15 protein-coding genes are annotated in these 20,407 nt (G+C 70.1%); 6 read left to right on the plus strand and 9 right to left on the minus strand.

Annotation, left to right across the window (positions count from 1 at the left end; genetic code table 11):
* Positions 1 to 67 precede the first annotated feature (67 nt).
* The gene (locus tag AB0D85_RS42025) at positions 68 to 796 is read right to left on the minus strand and encodes an SDR family oxidoreductase (protein ID WP_362333004.1); all 729 of its coding nucleotides are present in this window, start codon (positions 794 to 796) and stop codon (positions 68 to 70) included.
* A gap of 103 nt (positions 797 to 899) precedes the next feature.
* On the opposite strand from AB0D85_RS42025, the gene AB0D85_RS42030 reads away from it, so the two are divergent.
* Entirely contained in the window at positions 900 to 1,739 is an 840-nt protein-coding gene (locus AB0D85_RS42030) for a LysR family transcriptional regulator (RefSeq protein ID WP_362333007.1), read from the plus strand.
* 254 nt (positions 1,740 to 1,993) lie between these two features.
* Positions 1,994 to 2,587: a PASTA domain-containing protein gene (locus AB0D85_RS42035; protein WP_362333010.1), complete on the plus strand. Its 594-nt coding sequence runs from the start codon at positions 1,994 to 1,996 to the stop codon at positions 2,585 to 2,587.
* Positions 2,588 to 2,628: 41 nt separating this feature from the next.
* Here the strand turns inward: AB0D85_RS42035 and AB0D85_RS42040 are convergent, their stop codons facing one another.
* Complete coding sequence (locus AB0D85_RS42040) at positions 2,629 to 4,560, minus strand: N-acetylmuramoyl-L-alanine amidase (RefSeq protein WP_362333013.1); 1,932 nt, start codon at positions 4,558 to 4,560, stop codon at positions 2,629 to 2,631.
* 353 nt (positions 4,561 to 4,913) lie between these two features.
* Here AB0D85_RS42040 and AB0D85_RS42045 point away from each other — a divergent pair, with 353 nt between their 5' ends.
* The 3 genes from AB0D85_RS42045 to AB0D85_RS42055 all read left to right on the plus strand — a co-directional run bounded on the left by AB0D85_RS42045 (position 4,914) and on the right by AB0D85_RS42055 (position 12,586).
* Positions 4,914 to 6,377 carry a hypothetical protein gene (locus AB0D85_RS42045; protein WP_362333016.1) on the plus strand — a complete coding sequence of 488 codons (1,464 nt, stop codon included), beginning with the start codon at positions 4,914 to 4,916 and terminating at the stop codon, positions 6,375 to 6,377.
* A gap of 64 nt (positions 6,378 to 6,441) precedes the next feature.
* Positions 6,442 to 11,979 (plus strand): hypothetical protein, encoded by a 5,538-nt coding sequence (locus AB0D85_RS42050; RefSeq protein ID WP_362333019.1) that lies wholly within the window; start codon positions 6,442 to 6,444, stop codon positions 11,977 to 11,979.
* 115 nt (positions 11,980 to 12,094) lie between these two features.
* Positions 12,095 to 12,586 carry a hypothetical protein gene (locus AB0D85_RS42055; RefSeq protein WP_362333021.1) on the plus strand — a complete coding sequence of 164 codons (492 nt, stop codon included), beginning with the start codon at positions 12,095 to 12,097 and terminating at the stop codon, positions 12,584 to 12,586.
* 42 nt (positions 12,587 to 12,628) lie between these two features.
* Here AB0D85_RS42055 and AB0D85_RS42060 read toward each other — a convergent pair whose 3' ends face one another.
* The 7 genes from AB0D85_RS42060 to AB0D85_RS42090 all read right to left on the minus strand — a co-directional run bounded on the left by AB0D85_RS42060 (position 12,629) and on the right by AB0D85_RS42090 (position 19,437).
* Positions 12,629 to 13,141, minus strand: a complete 513-nt coding sequence (locus tag AB0D85_RS42060) for a nucleoside deaminase (RefSeq protein ID WP_362333024.1) — start codon at positions 13,139 to 13,141, stop codon at positions 12,629 to 12,631.
* Between the two features lie 69 nt (positions 13,142 to 13,210).
* Entirely contained in the window at positions 13,211 to 13,738 is a 528-nt protein-coding gene (locus AB0D85_RS42065) for a hypothetical protein (protein ID WP_362333027.1), read from the minus strand.
* Positions 13,735 to 15,459, minus strand: coding sequence for a hypothetical protein (locus tag AB0D85_RS42070; protein WP_362333030.1), 1,725 nt, complete (start codon positions 15,457 to 15,459; stop codon positions 13,735 to 13,737). The genes AB0D85_RS42065 and AB0D85_RS42070 overlap by 4 nt, the downstream gene beginning before the upstream one ends.
* Before the next feature lie 256 nt (positions 15,460 to 15,715).
* Positions 15,716 to 17,836: a tetratricopeptide repeat protein gene (locus tag AB0D85_RS42075; RefSeq protein ID WP_362333033.1), complete on the minus strand. Its 2,121-nt coding sequence runs from the start codon at positions 17,834 to 17,836 to the stop codon at positions 15,716 to 15,718.
* Complete coding sequence (locus AB0D85_RS42080) at positions 17,833 to 18,231, minus strand: hypothetical protein (protein WP_362333036.1); 399 nt, start codon at positions 18,229 to 18,231, stop codon at positions 17,833 to 17,835. The genes AB0D85_RS42075 and AB0D85_RS42080 overlap by 4 nt, the downstream gene beginning before the upstream one ends.
* 154 nt (positions 18,232 to 18,385) lie before the next feature.
* Positions 18,386 to 18,580, minus strand: a complete 195-nt coding sequence (locus AB0D85_RS42085; protein WP_362333039.1) for a hypothetical protein — start codon at positions 18,578 to 18,580, stop codon at positions 18,386 to 18,388.
* Between the two features lie 8 nt (positions 18,581 to 18,588).
* On the minus strand, positions 18,589 to 19,437 hold the full coding sequence (locus tag AB0D85_RS42090; protein WP_362333042.1) for a helix-turn-helix transcriptional regulator: 849 nt from the start codon (positions 19,435 to 19,437) through the stop codon (positions 18,589 to 18,591).
* A gap of 271 nt (positions 19,438 to 19,708) precedes the next feature.
* Between AB0D85_RS42090 and AB0D85_RS42095 the strand changes: the two genes are divergently transcribed.
* Positions 19,709 to 20,365 carry an ATP-binding protein gene (locus AB0D85_RS42095; RefSeq protein ID WP_362333045.1) on the plus strand — a complete coding sequence of 219 codons (657 nt, stop codon included), beginning with the start codon at positions 19,709 to 19,711 and terminating at the stop codon, positions 20,363 to 20,365.
* The last annotated feature ends 42 nt before the right edge of the window (positions 20,366 to 20,407 follow it).

Consider the following 20,407-nt stretch of genomic DNA (forward strand, 5'->3'; position numbering starts at 1 on the left):
CTGGCCTGGATACGGCGACCGGTCGATGGGGCCCATTGCGTAAAAGGGGCCGTTCACCGGCCTTCGGTCACCACGGCACCTCTCCGTCCTCGTCGAAGAAGCCGCCGGTGGGGCCGTCGTCGGGCAGGGTCGCGAGGCGGATCGCGATCGCCGCGCCCTGTTCCGGGGTGCGGTGGCCGCGGAATCCGTTGAGGTCGGTCGCGCAGAAGCCGGGGCAGGCGGAGTTGATCAGGATGTTCGTGTCCTGGAGTTCCTTGGTGTACTGGACGGTGACGGCGTTGAGGAACGTCTTGGACGGGGCGTAGGCGACGGAGATCGGGCCCGTTTCCGCGCCGGGCGTGGTCTGCAGGGTCAGGGAGCCGACGCTGCTGGACATGTTCACGATCCGCGGGGACGGCGAGCGGCGCAGCAGCGGCAGCATCGCGTTGGTGACGCGGATGACGCCGATGACGTTGGTCTCCACGGCCGTTCGTACCGTCGTGACGTCGACGGTGGTGGGCAGCTGCTGGAAACTGCCGGTGATCCCGGCGTTGTTGACGAGCACGTCGAGGCGTCCGGCGCGGTCCTCGATCAGCCCGGCGGCGGCGGTCACGCTCGCGTCGTCGGTCACGTCGAGCGGTACGCCGAACGCGTCGGCGCCGTCCGCCCGCAGTTTCGCCACGGCGGCCTCCCGGCGCTCCTCGTCCCGGGCGCCGACCCCGACGCTCCAGCCGAGGGCACCCAGGCCGGCCGCGATCTCGTATCCGATGCCCTTGTTCGCACCCGTTACCAGCGCGATCTTCTTCTGTTCGGTCATGTTTCCGATCCTGTCCGGGGTCGGGCCCGGTCGGCCAACACCGATCGGGTGGGCAGCGATACCGCACGGGTATCGATCCCGGTGGGGTCGGTAGCATGGGGGTGTGGAGACGCGGGAGTTGCGGTACTTCGTGGCCGTCGCCGAGGAGCTGCACTTCGGGAAGGCGGCCCAGCGGCTCGGGATGGCGCAGCCGCCGCTGTCGCGGGCGATCGGTCAGCTCGAACGGCGTCTGGGGGCGACGCTGCTGGAACGCACCAGCCGTGCGGTCACCCTGACCGAGGCCGGCTCGGTGCTCCTGCGGGAGGCCCGGGCGGCGCTGGACGCCGTGGAGGCCGCCGAACGCCGCACCCGCCGCGCCGCCGTCGGCCGACCCGGCATCGTCCTCGCCACCAAGGCCGGCGCGTCCGGCGAACTCCTCGCGAAACTCCTCGACGCCTACGCCGCCGAACCCGACGCGGTCACCGTCGACCTCCTGCTGTGCGGCATCGGCGAACAGGAACGCATGCTGCGCGACGGCCGCGCGGACGTGGCGCTGCTGCATCTGCCGTTCGACTCGACGTCCGGCTTCGACACCGAGGAACTCCGCACGGAGAACCAGGTCGTGATCCTCCCGGCCGGACATCCCCTCACCACCCGGCCCCATGTCCGCAGGGCCGAAGTCACCGACCTGCCCGACCTGCCGCTGCCGCGCTGGCCCGGCCCCGACGGCGGCTATCCGGACGGCCCCGGCCCCCAGGCCCGCGACCACGCCCAGCTGTACCAGCTGATCGCACTCGGCCGCGCCTGCTGGATCGCGCCGGAGTCCTCCCGGGCCCAACTCCGCGACGATCTCGCCGCCGTACCCGTACTGGACGCGCCACCGGTCACGACCGTCATCGCCTGGCCACCCCACAGCCGCTCCCGAGCCGTCGCCGCACTCGTCCGAGCCGCGACCGACTGCTGACGCCAGCTCCGACGGGCCGCTGACGGCAGCTCGGCGCCCGATCCCGCTGGACACCACCACCCGGACGGCGTGCCCTGCCGGTCCGGTGAGCGGACCGCGACGGGCTTTCCCGGGCGCGCGCGAGCAGACTGGCCGCTGTCCGCCCGGACGCTCCGGGCGGCGACGCGGAGGGAGACGCGGGGATGACGGGGACGACGGGGACGACGGGGAAGACAGTTCGCTTCGGATCGCGCGGATCGCGCGGGCTGAGGCGTGTGGCGCGGTGGACGGTGCCCGCGTTCGTCGCGGCGCTGGCCGGACTGTTCATAGCGGTTCCGGCGCACGCGGACGATCCGGGCGCCAACTGCCTGGCGACGGCCACCGGTTCGCTCGCGACATCGTCGAACCCGGTGACGTACGGGCAGAACACGACGGTGTCGTGGGGGGTGGACTGCGTCGGTGCCACGGCGGAGGACGCCGTGGAGATCGTCGGGCCCGGATTCAACCCGGCCACCGACGAGTTGAACCTCGGCGGGTCGCGGTCGGTGTTCATCACCGACACCTCCGCCGCGTCGTGGACCGAGGTCCTGATCGACGAGAGCTCCGACACCGGCGCGAGCCGGGTCCTGGCCACCCTGACGGTCCCGGTGACGGGGGTGACCTACGTGCCGGGCGTGGTCGGGGCCAAGACGGCCGACGCGCAGGTCGCGCTGCGCGCCGCGGGGTACGTGCCGGTGATCGGCGGTACCACCGTGGACTGCCCCGGAGGCAGGGTGTACGAGTCCATTCCGGCGGGCGGCACCGCACTGCCGGTCGGCAGCACGGTGGACCTGATCGTGACGACGTATCCGGCCAACAAGTGCCCGTGACCCGGGCCGGGTCACCCGGAGAACGACACCGGGGCTGACCGTCAGCCGTCCGTGGCCGTGACGTCCGCCGCGTACACGAGGGCGACCCGGTGGTTGTACTGGATGGTGTACATCGCCTTGGCGCCGGTGACGACCGCCCCGCTGGAGGGGAAGAAGTCGTCCGTGAGGGACGGCGCCACGGTGGCCACGTAGGCCTGGCCGGCCGGGACGGTGTACATGCTCAGCGGCGCCTGCGTCGAGGGCGACAGCCCCGAGGGGTACTCGGCGGCGTCCGGGTAGCTGGAGCCGTACACCGCCACCGGGGAGTCACCGGCCGCCGTGATCAGCTTCACCCCGTGGGCCGGCGCGGTCTCGCAGCCGCCCGGGTTGTAGAACCACACCTTCGAGCCGCTGTACCAGATGGCGGTCCAGCCCCCGTCCTGCCCGGCGACCACGAACTGCTGTCCGGCCGCCGCAGTGCTGCCCCAGTCGTTGATCCGGTCGGTACCGGCCGCGCCGGGGTGCAGCGCCTGGTCCCCGAAGAGGGGAGCGGTGTCGCTGGGCTCGGTGCGCAGGTAGACGAAGTTCGACGGCTGCTGGGTCTCGGTGCACGCGGTGGTGGCGCCGGTCGGGTCGTCGGAGGGGCAGATCTGCACGGTCTGCAGGTTGTCGTGGAAGCGGGGGGCGATGGTGACCACCGAGCCGACGGGACCGACGCCGTGCCGCCCGGTGTGCACTCCGAGCAGGCTCATGAAGTGGTTCCAGTCCCAGGACGGGCCCGGGTCCCAGTGCATACCGGAGACGAGGGAGGACTTCGGCCCGGCGACGTTGTCGTGGCCGACGATGTGCTCGCGGTCCAGCGGTATGCCGAAGCGGTCGGCGAGGTACTTCACCAGCTCGGCCGTGGCCTCGTACTGCGCCTCGGTGTACCAGGTGGCACCGTGCGCGGCGTAGCCCTCGTGCTCGATGCCGATCGAGTGCATGTTGGTGGAGTAGTTGCCCGCGTGGAAGGCGAGGTCCTTCGTGGGCACCATCTGCGTCACCGCGCCGTCGGAGGACCGCATGACGTAGTGCGCGGCGGAGCCGCCCGCCTGCTGGAAGAGACTGATGGCGGTGTCGTACGACGTCTCGGTGTCGTGGATGACGATGCTGTCGATCCGGATGCCGTTGGCGGGCCGGTTGGAGACCTGGCCGTTGGAGGGCGACGCCGGCACGAACGTGCAGGCGACGGTGGCCGGGCACTCGGTGTCCGTGGTCGCCGCCGACTGCAGGTCCAGCAGGGCCAACTGGCCGGTGTCCGGGGTGACATCGCTGTCGGCCGACAGCCGCACGCGCTCGCCGTCGGCCGTGGTGCGCCCGGCGCCCTTCTGCACCGTGGCGAAGACACGGTCGGCGAAGGCCGAGGCGCCCTGTCGCCGACTCGACTGGCTGTAACGGGCCACGGCCGCGTACCAGTTGCCCGGGTCCGCGGAGACGGAACCCGTCACCACCTTCTGGTACGAGGCGAGCAGCGCCGCGCCGCCACGGATGTTGGCCGACGGGTCGGTGCGCAGCTCCTCGGCCGACAGACCGGTCAGCTTCGCGGCGGCCTGGACTGTGTGCAGGGCCGGGTCGGCGGCGAGCTTCGCCAACTCCCCGCGCCCCGCCGCGCCCGCGTCCCCGCCGGCCATCATCGCGGGGGTGACGTCCGTGAGATGCATCGGCCCGTAGCCGCCGTCCGTGCTGTACTCCCCGGCGTGCGTGTCCCAGGCCGATTCCTGGTACGCCACCGCCAGCAGCACCTGACGCGGCACGTGGTACGCGTCGGCGGCGGCGGTGAAGTCCTGCTGCAGCGTGGTCGTGGCGCTGGTCGCGGCACCGGTCGCCGCACCGGCGGCCAGCGCCGGCACCGGTACGGCTGTCCCGCCCGCGACGGCGAGCGTGGCGAGGGCGGTCAGCAGGGTGGCACGACGGCGCTTCGACGCGGGTCCGCGTCTGTCATTGCTTGTGCTCATGAAAGGGTCCCCGGACCTCGGAAAGGTCGAATAAGAGATCAAACGGCCGAGCGGGCAGTGCATACGACGGGACCACGGTTGGTCGACCGGACCGGTACGCGCACGACTCCGCGATCTGCGCGGGGCTTCGTCCGTCGGCATCTGGCAGTGGATGATCCCGCTCTGACCGAAGTCGCGTCAACTCCACTGACTGAAGGGGAACTTGAGCACAGGAGAGGGTCTTGTGAAGACGGTGGCCCGCGGCGACCGGGGGGAACGGGACGTGCCGGTAATCCGGCCTGGTGTCCCGGATTGCGCGGAAAGCGTTCGGGATATAGGGGGGTTGACGGGTTCGTCATGAGCGGGGGGTGTTCATGGAGCGGCGACATCTGGTCTATGTGCTGCCCGGGATCGGGGGCAGCGTGCTGGAGCGCCCCGGGTCCGGGGACCGCACGGAGCGGACCGTCTGGGATGCCGGATACGGCGACATCGCCAGACTGGTCGCGGCACCCGGGCGGCTGGCTCCCGACGAGGAGCTCCGGGCCGTCGGGGTGATCCGCTCGCGCTCGCTGCTGCCGGGCTGGACGGTCGTTCCGGGGTACGAGCGGCTGATCGCGGCGCTCGGTGCGCTGCCCGGCCTACGGCGGATCGACCACGGCCATCCCGACCGGCGCGATCTGGACGCGGACCTGGTCGTCTTCCCGTACGACTTCAGGCTCGGCGTGGCCGACGCCGCGGCCAGGCTGGCCGCGGACGTCGAGGAGCGCCTGGCCCACCTGGGGGGACGGACGGAGGGCCGCGTGATCGTGGTCGCCCATTCGATGGGGGGACTCGTCGCCCGCTACTGGCTGGGCCCCCTGGCGGGCTGGCCGTCGTGCCGTGCGCTGATCACGGCCGGCACACCGCATCGCGGGGCGCCCAAAGCGCTGCAGATCATGGGCAACGGCGTGCGCGTCGCCGGCATACGGCTCGGCAGACTCAGCCGGGTCCTGGCGAGTTGGCGATCGGTCGCCGAACTCCTGCCCCAGTACCCGGCGGTGTGGGACGAGGACTCCGGTACGGCCCGCCGCCCGCACGAACTCCCGGCGGACTGGGCCCGCGCGGCCTCGGAGGCGGCGGCCCTGCACGGTGACATCGAGGAGGCGTGGGCGGGCATCCCGCGCGGCGGGCCGCAGGTGGTGCCGAGGGTCGGGTGGAGCCACCGGACGCCGTCGTCGGCACGATGGGCCGGCGGACGGCTGGCGGTCGGGCGGGACCGCCCGCACTGGCTGAAGCTGCCCGGCTGGGAACACGACGACGGGGACGGGACGGTGCCCGCCATCTCGGCCGTACCCAAGGAGATGGACGGCTACGACGTCTCGGGCTGGCTGGAGCGCGAACGCCACGGGTTCCTGGCCAACGGGTCCTGGATACCCGCGCTGGTCCAGTCCCTGCTGGACCGCGCGCCGCTGACGCCGGTGCACGGCCGGGAAAGGCAGTGGGCCCTCGGACTGGACCTGGAGGAACTGCACGTCCCCGCCGAGCCGATTCCGCTGCGGGTCCGGCTGCGCGAGCACCCGGCCGTAGACGCACCGCTCCCCGGCTCCTCACTGCCCTCGCCACTGCCCTCTCCGCCGGACGCGGCACCGCCCGCGCTGTGGGCGACCGTGCGTCGGGCCGACGACAGCCGCGTCAGACTCACCGACGTACGACTGGAACACGACGCGTCCTCCGGGGTGTTCACGGCGGACCTCCCCGCGATGGAGCCCGGCCTGTACGACGTCCTGGTCCGCGCCCGTGCCGTGCCGGGGGCGGGCGATCTCGCGGTCACCGAGACCGTGGCGGTGGTGGAGCCGTGAGTACCGCGACCGTGGCGGTGGCCCCGGCCGTGCTGGTGGCCCTGGCCGCGACCATGGTGGAGCCGTGAGCACCGAGGCGTGGCCCCCGTGGCGGCTCGCGGACCAGCCGTCCTGGCTGGCCCGTTACGTCCTCAGGGACGAGGTGGCCGATCTGGTCCGCCTGCCCGGAGCCGCCGGTGCCGCCCGCGTCGAGCAGCTGCGGTCGGTGTACGAGGCGATCCGTGGGGCGGGCATCACCTACGCCTACCCGGCATCGGGCGAGGACCCGGACGGCCAGGTGGTCAGACAGCCCGCCGAAGTCCTGTGGCACCCCCGCACCGGCACCTGTCTCGACCTGGCGCTGGTCCTCGCCGCGGCCTGTCTGCACGCGGGGCTCCGGCCGCTCGTGCTGATCCTGGACTCGCCGCATCCGGGGCGGCCGGCCCACGCGGTGGTCGCCGTCGTCGTCGACGACCACGACACCGGCGGCGCGGAACCGGAGCTGCCGGACACCCCGGTCTGGGAACAGCGCCCCGGCGACTGGGCCGACCTGGTCCAGGACGCACCCGACGGCCCGCCGTCCACGCTGATGGTCGTCGACCCGGTAGGGATGACCAGCCCGCTGCCGACGGCGCCCGTGCTGGGCACCGAGGCGGAGTTCGAGGACGCCGTACGGGAGGGAGCCCGCTACGCGGCCGAGTGGAACTGGCGCCTGGCGGTGGACCTCGGCCTGGCCTGGCGCGCCCAGGACGTCTTCCCCGGCGCCCGGCGCCCGCCCGATCTGCCGTTGCGCGACCCCTACCAGCCGTGGCGCGGCGACAGCGGGGGACTGCTGGGGTCCCTGCGCGCGGAGTACGGGGTGGTCCCCTTCCAGGCCCGCGACGAGATGACCGTGCTGACCTCCTGGTGCCGTGAGGTGGCACAGGGCACCGCGACAGGTGTCGTGGTCGTCCACGGCGTCGGCGGCGCCGGCAAGACCCGGCTCGCCCTCGAACTCGCCGACCGGCTGCGCACCCGCGACGGCTGGTGCACCGGCTATCTGCGCGAGCGGTCCTCCGCGAGCTGGGACTGGCTGGGCGAGGTGGTCACGCCGACCCTGGTCGTGCTCGACTACGCCGAGGCACGCAGCGGCGAGGCGGAGCGGTTGCTGTCCGTTCTCAGGCGCCGGCTCGATCGAGGCGCCGCGCCCGCGGTCGTGGTGATGACGGCGAGGTCGGCCGCGGGCCAGTGGCTGCCGGAACTGCGCGGGGCGTGGCAGCGCGACGGCCACGCCGTGCGCGAGCTGTCTCCGCTGGAGCTGCCTCCGGAGATACCGTCGGGAACGGATCTGTTCGGCCGGGCGCTGCGGGTCTTCGGCCATGACGGCGCGGGAATCGGGGGTACCGAGGGCACCACGACGGGTACTGGGGGCACCGGAGTCCTCGGCGTCCAGGCTCTGACGGCGGCCCTGCCGCGGGAGTGGACCACGCTCGACCACATCCTGCTCGCCGCGCTCGCCGCGCGCGGCACCGGACGCCTGCCGGCCACCCAGGACGAACTGTACGACCAGGTCCTGCAGCACGAGCGCACCCACTGGGCCAAGGTCTACCGCAGGATCAGCGGCCAACCGGAGGCGGCTGTTCTCGACGGTGTCCACGAGGAACTGGACCGCGCCGTCGTCAGCCTGACGGTGCGCTCCGCCGTCCACCGGACCGCGATCCGTGACGCCTTGGACGCCGCCGACGTGGAGCGGACCCTCCGCCCCCACGTCGTCGGCACGCTGCGCACCTGCCTGCAGCCGGGCCCCGGCGAACCCCTCGCCCTGCGACCGGACCCGGTGGCAGACCATCTGATCCGCCGCCAGTTCAGCCACGGGGAGCAGACCCTTGCGGAACTGGTCGCAGGTCTCGACCCCGACGGCCGCGAGCGAGCGCTGCAGCAGGTGAACCGGGCGGGCGGCACCCGCCCGGGGATCGCGGCGACCGCGATCCGGCAGTGGATGGCGGCCGACGAGGACGCCTGGGACACGGTCGTGTCCGTCGCGATCGTCGACGAGGGCGCGGCGCTGCTGGCCCTGGAAGAGGCGGTCGAGGCCAGCACCGACCCGGAGTGGCTGACCCGGCTGTCCGACGCCGTCCCGCTCACCGCGGCGGGTCTGCCGGGCCTGGGCATACGCACCGACTCCCGCAGACTGGCCCTCGCCCGGCACGGGGACGTACCCGAGGCCGAGCTCGCGGATCTGCTCGAACGTCTCACCGAGCGCCGACGCGCCAACGCGGAATCCCATGCGGCACTGACGGCGATCGAGGAAGCCGTGACCATCCGCCGGGCCCGGGTGTCCGCCTCCCCGGACGGCCCGTCGGATCTCGCCGACGCGCTCCTCACCCTGGCACGCTGTCACAACGAGGTGGGAGCCGAAAGCGCGGCCATGGCCGCGATCACCGAGGCGGTCGACCACTACCGAGCCCTGTCCCGGACCGCCCCCGAGGGCTGCCGCGAGGACCTGGCCCAGGCGCTCGTCACGCTGGCCGGCATCCAGTACGCGCTCCACGAGCCGTCGTCGGCGCTGGCCTCCGCCGGCGAAGCGGTGGCCCTCTCCCGCCTGCTGACCGAGACCGATCGCGAGGCATACCTGCCGGATCTGGCCCACGCGTTGCATCACTTCGGCTTCCTGCAGAGCGAGGTGGGAGACGCACCGACGGCACTGGCCACGGTCGCGGAGAGCGTGGAGCTCCACCGGATTCTCGCCCGGGGGCGCGAGGCGAGGTTCGGCCGCGACTTGGGCAATGCGCTGAACACCCTCGCGACCATCCAGCAGGAACTGGGAGACCGCCGTGGCGCACTGGCCACCGCCACGGAATCCCGCGACCAGGTCCGCGTCCTGTACGGAATCAATCCCTCCGCCTTCCGGGCCGACATGGTCACCTCGCTGCACACGTTGGCCCTGGCGACCGGGGCGGTCGGGAATCGGGCCGAGGCGGTGGAGGCGATGCAGGAGGCGGTCGGGCACTACCGGACCCTCGCCGAAGGCAATCCCGCGTACCTGGCCCCGAACCTGGCCGAGGCCCTCGCCGACCTCGCGGAGTTGCAGAGCCAGGCCGGGGACAGGGCCGGTGCCCTGGTGTCCGCCACCGAGGCCGTGCAGCGCTGGCGGGACCTGGCCGAGGACCGCCCCGACATCTTCGTGTCCCGTCTCGGCGTCGCTCTGACGACGCTCGCCAGTCAGCAGCGGGAGGCCGGAGACCGTGCCGCGGCGCTCGACAGCGCCCGGGAAGCCGTGCGGATCCTCCGGGCCCTCGCGGCCGAGAACCTCCCGGCACCCCGTGTCCTGCTGGCCGACGCACTCGTCACCCTCTCCACCATTCAGGGCGACGAGGACGACAACACCGACGCGCTCGCCTCCATCGGCGAGGCGGTCGAGATCCGCCGGGACCTGCTCGCGGAGTCGCCGGACCACATCCGCCCGGCGCTGGCCGGCGCGTTGGCCAACCTCGCGATGGAACAACGCGACGCGGGACACACCTCTGCCGCTCTGGCGTCCATCACCGAGGCGGTCGACCATTTCCGGAGCCTCTCCGAACAGGATCCCGACGCGTTTCTCGGCGACTACGCCCATGTGCTCGGTGTCCTGTCGAGCACCCGGAGCAGGCTGGGCGACGAGGCGGCCGCACTCGCCTCGATCAAGGAGTCCGTCGACGTCATGCGGGGGATCGCCCGACGTGACGACGGCCTGCTGCTGCGGTTCGCCCACGCGCTCAACAACCTCTCCACCGACCAACGCGACGCGGGCGACACGGCCGCCGCTCTGGCATCCGTCACGGAGGCCGTCGAGTGCTACCGCGCGCTGGCACGGCGCCAGCCGGAGGCCACCGCACCGCCCCTGGCCCGCGCCCTGCGGAACCTCGCCCTCACCCAGAGCGCCTCGGGCGACCCGTCCGCCGCATTGCCTCCCGCGACCGAATCCGTCGCCCTCTACCGGCCCCTCGCCCTGCGGGATTCCGACCTGTACCTGCTGAGGTTCGCCGACGCCCTCCAGACCCTGTCCGAGGCCCAGGCCGACACCGGTGACCCGGCCGGTGCCGTCGCCGCCCTGGCGGAGGCGGTCGACCAGATGCGCACCCTGGTCCGGCAGAACCGCGAAGCGTTCCTGCCGAGGCTGGCCGACGCGCTGGACTCCCTCGGTGTGCGACACACCGAAGCGGACGACCCCACGGCGGCACTCGCCGCCAGCACCGAATCCGCGGACCTGTACCGGACCCTGGACCGGCACGAACCCGGCACCTACGCGGCAGAACTGGCCAGAGCCCTCCACAACCTCGCCGTGGACCAGAGCGAGGACGGCGCCGCAACGCAAGCCACAACGCAAGCCATCGCGACCGCCACCGAGGCGGTCACCCTGTACGAGGATCTGGCCGCGGCCGAGCCGGAACGCTTCCTGCCCCGGCTGGCCCGCACCCAGACCCTGCTGTCCCGCCTGCTGCACACGAGCGGCGACCGGCCCTCGGCCGTACGGGCCGTCACCACGGCCGTGGCGCTGTGGACCTCCGCGGCCCGGACGGACCCCGACAACGTGCCGGCCCTGGTGAACGCGCTCAACCTCCTGACCTCCTACGACGGCGGCGTGACGGCGGCGCGATCCGCATGGCGCGCCGCGATCGACGCATCGGCCGCCGCCCCCCTGGAGCAGGCCCGGATCCAGGCGGCGTTCGCCAAGACCCTCATCGAGGAGGGCCGAACCGACGAGGCCCGTGACCACCTGGTCGAGGCCGCCCGCAACACCGGCGACGACCGGTCCTGGCCCACGGGGGAGACCCGTCAGGCGATCCGCGGGTCCGTCCTCGACGGCCGTATCGCGGACAGCCGGCTCCCGGCCTGGGCGACGCTGCCCCTGCACGACGAAACCTTCGAAGCGCTCACCGCCTGGCTGGCCGCCGACGACTGGCCCGGCCAGGAGACGGCCCTGACCGATCACGCGCGCACCGTACTGCGCCCGGACTTCACCGAGCAGCTGCAGGCGGTACGGCTGCTCTACCCGAGAACGGAGTTCGACCACCTGCGAACCGTCCTCCAGGAAGCACACGAACTCGGCCTGGACACCTACATCTCCGGACACCGGACCGCCCACGCCGTACGCGAGGCCGTCGACGGCTGGACCGCCACGGAGACCTGGAGCCGGTCCAAGGAGCACCTGCTCCGGCACGAGGCCGTGTTGCGCACACCCGAGGCCGAGGCACTCCTCTCCGAACGCGACGACCCGGTCGGAGAAGCCCACTTGGCGATCCTGCACCTGCTCGGGATGCTCACGGTGGACCAGACCTACCGGGTCGTCACCGAGCAGGAGGCGGCACTCAACGCCGCCCACGTGGCCTTGGACGCGGCGGACCTCAGCACCCTCGTCGACATCGTGTACGCGGCCCAGAACATCTCCGGGCATCCGGACACCCGGCTGTTCTCCCTGGTGATCGTAGGAATCGTGGCCGGCGCCGACGCCGCCCGCCCCCTCGCCGAGCAGATCCGCGACACCGGCACTCCCATCCAACGCCGAGCCGCCGCCACCCGACTCCGAGACCTGCACCGCAAGCTCCCGCACCTCACGGTCTACGCGGAGTCGGCGGACATCGTCGAGGAGGGACTGGCGTCCTGAACCCACGCAAGCAACAGGCATCCATACCGCTTGCCTTCTCACGATCCCTGCGCGTCAATACGGCCATGACCTGACACAACGTCAGGAACGGGACCCTCCGTAAGAGGAGCGAGCCATGAGACGTACGAAGCGGAAGTTACGCGCCACGGTGATCGCCACCGCCTCCGCCGCGCTGTTGGCGGGCACGGTGGCACTGGCCCCGGGAGCGGGCGCCGTGACACCGGACTCGGCCACGGTCCGGTACGACTGCGGAATCCTGGGCGGGTCCGACGCCACGCTCACGGCCGCTCAGAGCGGCACCGACGCGTGGATCACGGTCGACTTCCTCGGGCTCACCGCCCCCGTCACGACCGCGCCGAACAGCGTGACCACCACCCTGGTCCTCTCCGACGTCAACACCGGGGATCCGGTCACCTTCGCCGGAACCATCAACCCGCTCATCGTCCCGGGCGACGACCTCGTCCTCGGCCCGCTCCAGGGCACGGTCGCAACCGGAGAGTTCCTGGACACCATCGCCGGCGCCTACAGCCTGCGATTCGTGATGTACGGCATCACGATCTCCTGCCGGTCGCTCACCGCGTTGTACTCGGGCCCCTTCGTGTTCTGACCAGCTCTTTCCGAGTGCTCAGGCGTCGTCCGGCGCGTGGGTTCAGAACTTGGGCTCTACCGGGAACGGCAGCTTGTCGGCCCAACTGGAGAGGGCCGCCGCGGCGATCTCACGGGACTCGCCGCCGACCGGGGTCTCCGTGAGAAGGGTCCGCTGCGCGTTGGGGAGGGAGAGTTCGCGGTAGTACTGGAGGTCCTCGAAGCCGTTGGCCGCCACGTCGTGGCTTGTGGCGGCGTAGACGAGACGCGAGACCCGCGCCCAGTAGCAGGCGACCAGGCACATGGGGCAAGGCTCGCTGCTGGAGTACATCACGGCGCCCTCCATGAGGTGACGGCCGAGCTTGCTGCCCGCGGCACGAAGTGCCATCACCTCGGCGTGCGCGGTCGGATCCCGGAGCTCGACGACCGAGCTGGTACCGGTCGCCACCACCTCCCCGTCGATGACGACCAGGGCGCCGAACGGGGTCTTGCCCTCGTCCTCCAGGGCATGGCGGGACAGCTCGATCGCCTGGGCGAGAAAGACGTGGTCCTCGGGGGTCTCGGGGGAGAAGGGCACCTGGTCTCCAAGTCTCTGGTGGGACGCTCACGGCCCCGCTCACATGAAGATGGCTCACATGCAGACGGCTCACATGTAGATGGAGGGGTCGGCATCGCCGAAAGGTCCGTCCAGGTCCATGTCGTAGCCGGTGAGGGGCGTGGTGGCGCCGACCGTATGGATGATGTCCAGCGCCAGCCCGGCCTGCCGGTGGTCGGTCCAGTCGCCGTTGTCCAGCACTTCGACCATATCCGGGATGGGCGCGGACGGCCGGTCGCCACCGAGGATGAGCCGGTGGATCCTGGGCGCCGCCCGTCCGTCCGCGCAGAGCAGCAGAGCGGCGGCCGACATCCGGAGCTGCCATTCCTCGAACGCCCGGACGGCGGGCGCGGAGTCGACGGGCAGACTGTGCAGGACCACGCGGTCGACCGTGAGGCGGTCGCCGCGCCGCAACTGGGCCTTCATGACGGCCAGGTCGATCTCGTTGCGGAGGCCGAGGAGACCGGGCCGCAGCCACATCGGATCGCACTGCACGACGACGGCGGCCGTCACCGCGTCCGACTCCAGCGCGGCCATACGCTCGCGCCAGACGCTCACGTCCAAGACCGGATCCGTCATGAACCCTCCCCACTGTGCGTCCCGACCAGCGTCAGCACTCTCAGCCCTACGACGACGGCCTCGGCCGGATCCGTCTCCGCGACCGCGGCCGCACCGGGCAGGACACGGGCGGCCAGACCGGCGGTGACCTTCAGACTGACCGAGGGAAGCGCGGCGAGGAAGCCACGCAGTTCCGTGTCGTCCCCGCCGGGCGCGAGCGGAGCCAGCCGGCACGCGACGGCCAGGATCATGGCGGCGGGCCGGAGTTGGGGCTCCACATGCGGGGCGGGCACACGGTACGCACGGCCGACCCGCCCATGATGCACCCGCTCACTCGCCGACCCGCCCGCGGCCGTACGGGAGAGCAGTCCGAGCAGGGCCGTACGCGCCTCCTCGGCGGTGCCGAAGTAGCGGTGGGTGGCGAACGTCCGCAGATACGCGCCCAGCAGCTGATGGTCCGGGGTGAACTCGGGGCGTACGAGCTCCGGAGGGTGACCGACCCGGCAGTCCCGCAGCGTGGCGAGCGCGGTCACCGAGGTCAGGGCCCAGAAGTGGTCGTACTCCTCGACGCTCCCGAAGGCCGCACGCGCCGCGGCCGCCGCCGACGTGGTCACGGCGTCGTCGCCCCCGAACAGCGACCGGCGCAGCCGGGTGAGTATGGACGCGCCGTCCCAGTAGTTCCCCATGAACTTCGTGCCGGTGAGTATCTCGTACACGCCGTACAGGGCACCGGCCTGATGCGCACCGTGGAACTCCGCGAAGTCCGCGCTCCACATCAGGGCTTGGAGCGGCTCCGGGAGCAGGGTGCCGATCTCGTCCGGGCCGCTCGCCGACTTCGGGTCCGGGTCCACACACCGCAGAATCCTCGACCGGGCGTCCGTGCTCAGCGCCACCAGCTCCCGAGCCGACCGGTTGGAGGCCACGCCCCGGACCGACATCAGCAGCGCGGTGTCGGCCAGCCAGGCCAGATACCGGCTGAGCGCGCCGAGCGGCGAGGCCGGTTCGGGCAGCCGCCGGCACAGCCGGACGACGGAATCGACCAGGGTATGAGCACATGCGGTCACCTGGATCGGATCGGCCCCGCTGACGAGGGCGGCGCGGGCGAGCCGGTGCAGGACGTCGATGTGCAGGACGATCGCGCTGTCGGCCGCCTCCACGGCTACCTCGGCCTCGACCAGCTGGTCCACGAGATGGCGGACAGCGGTCGGATCGTTGCTGGTCACTGCCTGACTGATGGCACTGAGGTAGGCGTTGACAACCGAACTGTTCTCGAAGTCGTGAGCCGACGCCCCGACACCCACGCCCACCTGCCCGAGCGCCTCGGCGAGCGTGCGGCACAGCAGCCGGTTACGACCGCCGACACTGGCAAGACCGAAGAGCTGAATGAACGAGAAGATCCCGAAGATATTCGCCAACAGGAACAGCAACGCACCGTAGGTCGCGCTGATCCGGCTGTCGCCGAGCAGCCCGCACCCGGTGAACAGCGCCCCGAACCATCCGATCAGCACCCACTCCCGGAAGGCGATGTGCCCGTCAATCGCCTGTAAGGAAGGCCACGAACTCGCCGCGGAGAAGGTGAGCGCGAAGATCACGGCTTCGCCGGTGAGCAGCGTGGCGAAGAAGGCGACACTGAACTGGGTGGCGGCGACGACGTCATCGGCGCTGCGCGGCCAACCGACGGCGAGGACGGCGAGTACGACAGCACACACGCACAGCACGACCTGCCGACGCCTCTGCATCACGGCCCGCCCGTTTCCCCTGCGCCTCAGCTGACGCGCTCAACTCTTGCAGGGAGTAGGAGAGTTGCCAACAGAGCCTGATGCCCGGTGGCGGGGACAACGGATACAGGTGACGGGTCAGGCATGTATCGGCGCAGGCGCATCGGGTTCACAGGCAGTCGCTTCGTGCATTGCTGCTGTCTCCGTGCCACTGGTCGTTGACCTGAGCCACCCACCTTGCTGAGGAACCGGATAGGCCGATGCGGAGCCGAGAACTTCTCTATGATTCTCGAAAACCCTCCAGGATTTCCTTCGCATGCGTCGTCCACGGATGGTTCGGTCCGAGTATCCTGGCCCGGGCTTCTACGACATCTTCCAGATGCTCAATTGCTTCGGTCTTTTCGCCGAGAGCATGCAGAATCACACCCAATGTTTGGCGAGCGTTGAGGGTGATGGGGTAATCAGTACCGAATCGGTGTGAGAATTTTGCGGAAGCGGAGCGAACGTACGGTAGCGCCTCTGCCGGCCGCCCGGCGCGATTGAGTGTAAAAGCACAGTTGAGTTCCGCTCCGAGCGTGATGGTGTGGTCTTCTCCGAGCTCGTGACGACATTCCATGACCAAGTCCGGTCCTGCGTCTACGTCTTGCGGCTGCGGGGATACTTCCAGGAGGGCCGATCGCGCCTCAAGCGTGAGGGGATGCATGGCGCCGAGTACTTGACGGTACCCCTCTGCCGCTCGCCGGAACAGCGAGACGCCATCCGGCCTTCGGCCAAGAACGACGAGTGGACTGGCTAGCCTTCCGCAAGCCGCCAGTGTGTCTGGTGCTGCTGGTCCCAGCGTTCGTTCGCAGTCCTCCAGGCCTTTCTGGAAAATGGCCTCGGATTCTTCGAACCGTCCAAGTCGATAGAGGGATCGCCCCACACGTTGACGCAACCTGATAAGCCAGATATTGCTTTCGGTCAAGCGGGATTCCAGTAGCTCAACAGCGTCTCTGCCCAGGCTGAGTGCTGAGGTATAGTCGCCAGATCTATGGATTGCGGTGACAAGTCGATGAGCGCATTCTGCTGCAGCTTCGACTGTTGGTTGGCTGGTTGCCCAACTCGTTGTTCTCTGCGAAAGTGCGATCACGTGCGGCGCGAGCAGGTTCACGAGGGGAGTCTGCGTCCCTCTGTCAGGCACCTCTGGCAATAGAGAGAGGCACAGGCGGGCCGCAGTGGAGGCGAGTTGCTCCTGCTGGTCGGCGGGTGTGGCTCGGGCCACGCTGTTGAGGAGTACGCCGTGGGTGCGTAGGCAGCGCACTTCCCCGGGCACCAGCTCGGAGAGAGAGTGATCGATGAGCCCGCGCAGAGCCGATTCGACGTGAGATGCCGGGAATGTCGAGCCGAGTTCGGCCCCGTGCAAGGCGGACAGCGGCAACGGATCGCTGGACCAGCAGGCGAGTAGGCGCAGAAGGTGGCCTGCTTCGGGCAGGCCTTGTGCGGCGAGGGCGTCGAGGGAGAGTTGCCAGGTGCGGCTGGGCAGGTGTCGAGAATCGCCGCCCATGGCTGTGGCGCCTTGTTCGATGAGGTCGATGGGGTCGAGCCCCGTGCTGCCGTCGAGTCGGCGGCCGTAGTCGGCAAGGCTCCATGGTTCGATCACCTGGTGGGCGAGGAATCCGCCGGCGAGGGTCAGCGCCAGCGGTAGTCGTCCGAGGCGGTCGGCGACCTCCGCGGCATCGTCGATCGATCCGGCGTGCGGTGCGAGGTCGCGCAGAACGAGGGCGGCATCCTCACGTGGAAGCACACCGAATTGCAGCAGTTCTGCACCGGGCCACCAGTGGGTCGCTGCTTGCCGGGTCGTGACGACCACCGTGCCGGTGGGGCTGGTACGCAGCCAGCCGCCGTCGCGGAGGATGGCGGGATTGTCGGCGTTGTCCAGGACCAGGAGCCAGGGGCGGTCGGAGCGGTCGAGGTAGTGCCATACGAGATCGGCGGCGGGACGCAGACCGCTGCGCGCTCCCACCAGTTCACCGTCCGTGGCTCCGCGATCGGCTGCAACAGCCAGCATGGCGGCACGCAAAGAGGCCGGGTCGGAAGCGTTGACCCATAACCCAAGCCGGCCCGCCTGGTCGGTGGCGTAGTGAAAGAGCGCGTAGGCGACGGCGGTTTTGCCACAGCCTCCCAGACCGTGAAGGACGTAGACACGGTTGCCGACGCCCGGTTCGACGGCGGCGCGCAGACGGTCCATCTCTCCGACTCGGTCGCGGAGCACCAGGGGGGTGTGGCCGACCGCCGGGCGGCGCACGGAGTCCGGTCCGGACCAGTCGGGGGCGTGGTGATGGTGCTCGGTGATGTACTGGTCGCCGGTGGCTTGGTAGACGCGGCCCTGGCCATCGGCCCGGGCATCGTTGTGGCCGTTCACCGATGGCCGAAGTTCTGGTCACGGCCGGCCTGGTAGACGCGAGCGTGACCGGAGGCGGTGGCGTGCTGCGTCACCGACGAGCCTGCGGGCGTGTACGGAGCCAGTTCGTTCAGCAGCGTCCGCAGCGCTTCTGTTTCCTCAGGGTGTGCGGCGAGCAGTCGTCGTATGCGGCCCTGCCACTCCGCACCGAGTTCGCGGCGGGATTCGAGGTCACCGCCGGCTTGTGCGGCCAGCAGGTCTCGTCGGGTCACGGCGAGTTCGGCGGAGATCGCCTCGGCCCGCTCAGGCTCGGTACGGCGCCACAAAGAGGCGATGCCGTCCCTGGCACGTTCCCACACTTCGGTCGTCAACAAGGTCACCAAGGTTGTCCCTGCTGTACCCGCCAGCACGGCCATCTCTGGATCCATGAACCTGTCCCTCCAGTCCGTCGCGACCTGTTGTCAGAGAGTAACCAACGGACTTGATGGCTGCACGGTCCATGCGTCCACTGAACGCCCTGCGAGCGGCCAACTCGACCGCGCTTCGCTATGGCCCGTACAAGTCGGAACTTCACCTCAACAGGTGGTCCGCCTTGCCGGCCTTGATGTCGAGGATCATGCTCCGGAGGGCCTCCCGGCTGTCGGTGATGAAACGGTCCTCCTGGCCACGCACGGCTATGTACGCGTTGCCGGAGTCGTCCACCCCCATCCGGAAGCACGAGTTGCCTTCTCCGCAGAACGGCTCTTCCCACTGGATCTCGGGCATGCCTTCTCCTAGAGCTCGCGAGCGATGGCGTGGATGAAGGCTCTTGAGTCGCCGGGGGACAGCGCCAGCTTCTCCATCCGGTCCAAGTGAGCACGGTACTTGGTCAATTCTGCCTCTCCGTAGAGGAAATCCGGGCCGTGGGAGTTGTCGATCTGCACGGTGTCCAGTTGTTCCGTCGGTCCTTCCGCGTACAGAACGGTCTGTCCCGCACCCGGAAAGGCTCCATGGGCGAAGGGGACGACCAGGACTGTTCGTCCGTGCGCCTCGGACTGGTCCAGCAGGTGTCGGAGCTGCGCACGGGCGACCTCGGGTCCACCGAACTGCATCCGGAGTGCGGCTTCGTGCACGATGCCGGTGAAGGACGGGGCTGCCTCGGAAGTGAGCACTTCTTGACGGTGGTTGCGGTGAGCGGTCCTCAACATCACCTCATGCTCGGGAAGATGAGGAAGGACGGCGCGGAAGACCGCGAGGGCATAGTCGGTCGTCTGGAACAGGCCAGGGATGTGCACCGTGCATGCGGTGCGCATGCGAACGGCCTGCCACTCCAACTCGGCAATGTCCAGAAGGCCTTGAGGGAGAGTGCCGCGGTACTGCTCCCACCAGCCCGAGGTGCGTGAGGCCATGTCGGCCAGCGCGCCCACGTACTTCTCGTCGTCGCAGTGACAGTGGTGAGCCAGGGTGCGCAGACGCTCCTCGCTGATGCTCCGGACCCCGGACTCCATGTTGGAGATCTTCCCGCGGTCCACGCCGAGGAGGTTCGCGGCCCGCTCTGCGGACATACCTGCGGCCAACCGCATCCTGCGCAACTCGTGACCGAGGCGCCTCTGGCGTTGAGTCGGTACTGCCCTCGGGGTCATGTCGATCCATACCTTCCGTGTCGGACTCAATCCGCAGTCTGCCGTGCCGGGTCACCGGCGAGCCACGATCGAGCTAATTTGCCGAAGGTGATGGCAAATTTACCAACTCATCTTCTAGCTTGGACATCGCGCTGCTCACACACAGCAAGCAGAAGCGCATTGCGCATGTCCCCCTGTTCTCTCCTGCCCTGGGAGTGGTGGCCTGCGCCAGGGCGACGGGCCACTGCTTCACGAGCAGCGCAATCAGTCAGCCGGACAAAGGAGTTGGGACATGGATTGCGGTGGATGTACACCGAGACGGCCCTGGGATCTGTCTTTCTCCGCCCAGCCGGCGGAAGTCGCGGCGCTGCGGCGCTTGCTACGGATTCACCTGGGCCTCTGGGGCCTGGCAGAACTGACGGACGCGGCCCAGCTCTGCCTGAGCGAACTCGTCTCCAACGTGATCACCCATGTGGGCTCCGGTACCCCGACGACGCTCGCTGTCTCCATGAGCGGTACGTACCTGCGTATCGAAGTCCATGATCCCGACACGCGAGCCTTACCGTGTCTGATCGACTCGACCGACGACGCCGAGTCGGGTCGCGGAATGGCCATCGTCTCCGCGATGTCCGAACGCTGGGGCGTCCAACTCCTGCCCGACCGCAAGATCACGTGGGTCGAACTCGCATCGGGCCTGACGGCGGCCAACGGCCACGGCAAGGACGTCCGTGTCTCCAGAGCCACGAGTTGCCTGCACCTCTACAATGCGGGATTGCTGACTCACCTGCCGGGATCGACCAGGCTGAGTGCCGTCGCCGCGGAGGAGGTGGCGATCGATGTCATCGCCGATCTTCTGCACTGGCTTCGAGCCCATGGTCATGACGCCGATGAGGCTCTGGACCGCGCCCAGATGCAGTTCGAGGCGGACACAGGACGACCTGCACGGTGACGGATGGCTCCCGGACTTGCGAAGCACGGCGAAGGCGCCGAT

This window comes from Streptomyces sp. NPDC048277, assembly GCF_040652235.1.
Taxonomy (GTDB): domain Bacteria; phylum Actinomycetota; class Actinomycetes; order Streptomycetales; family Streptomycetaceae; genus Streptomyces.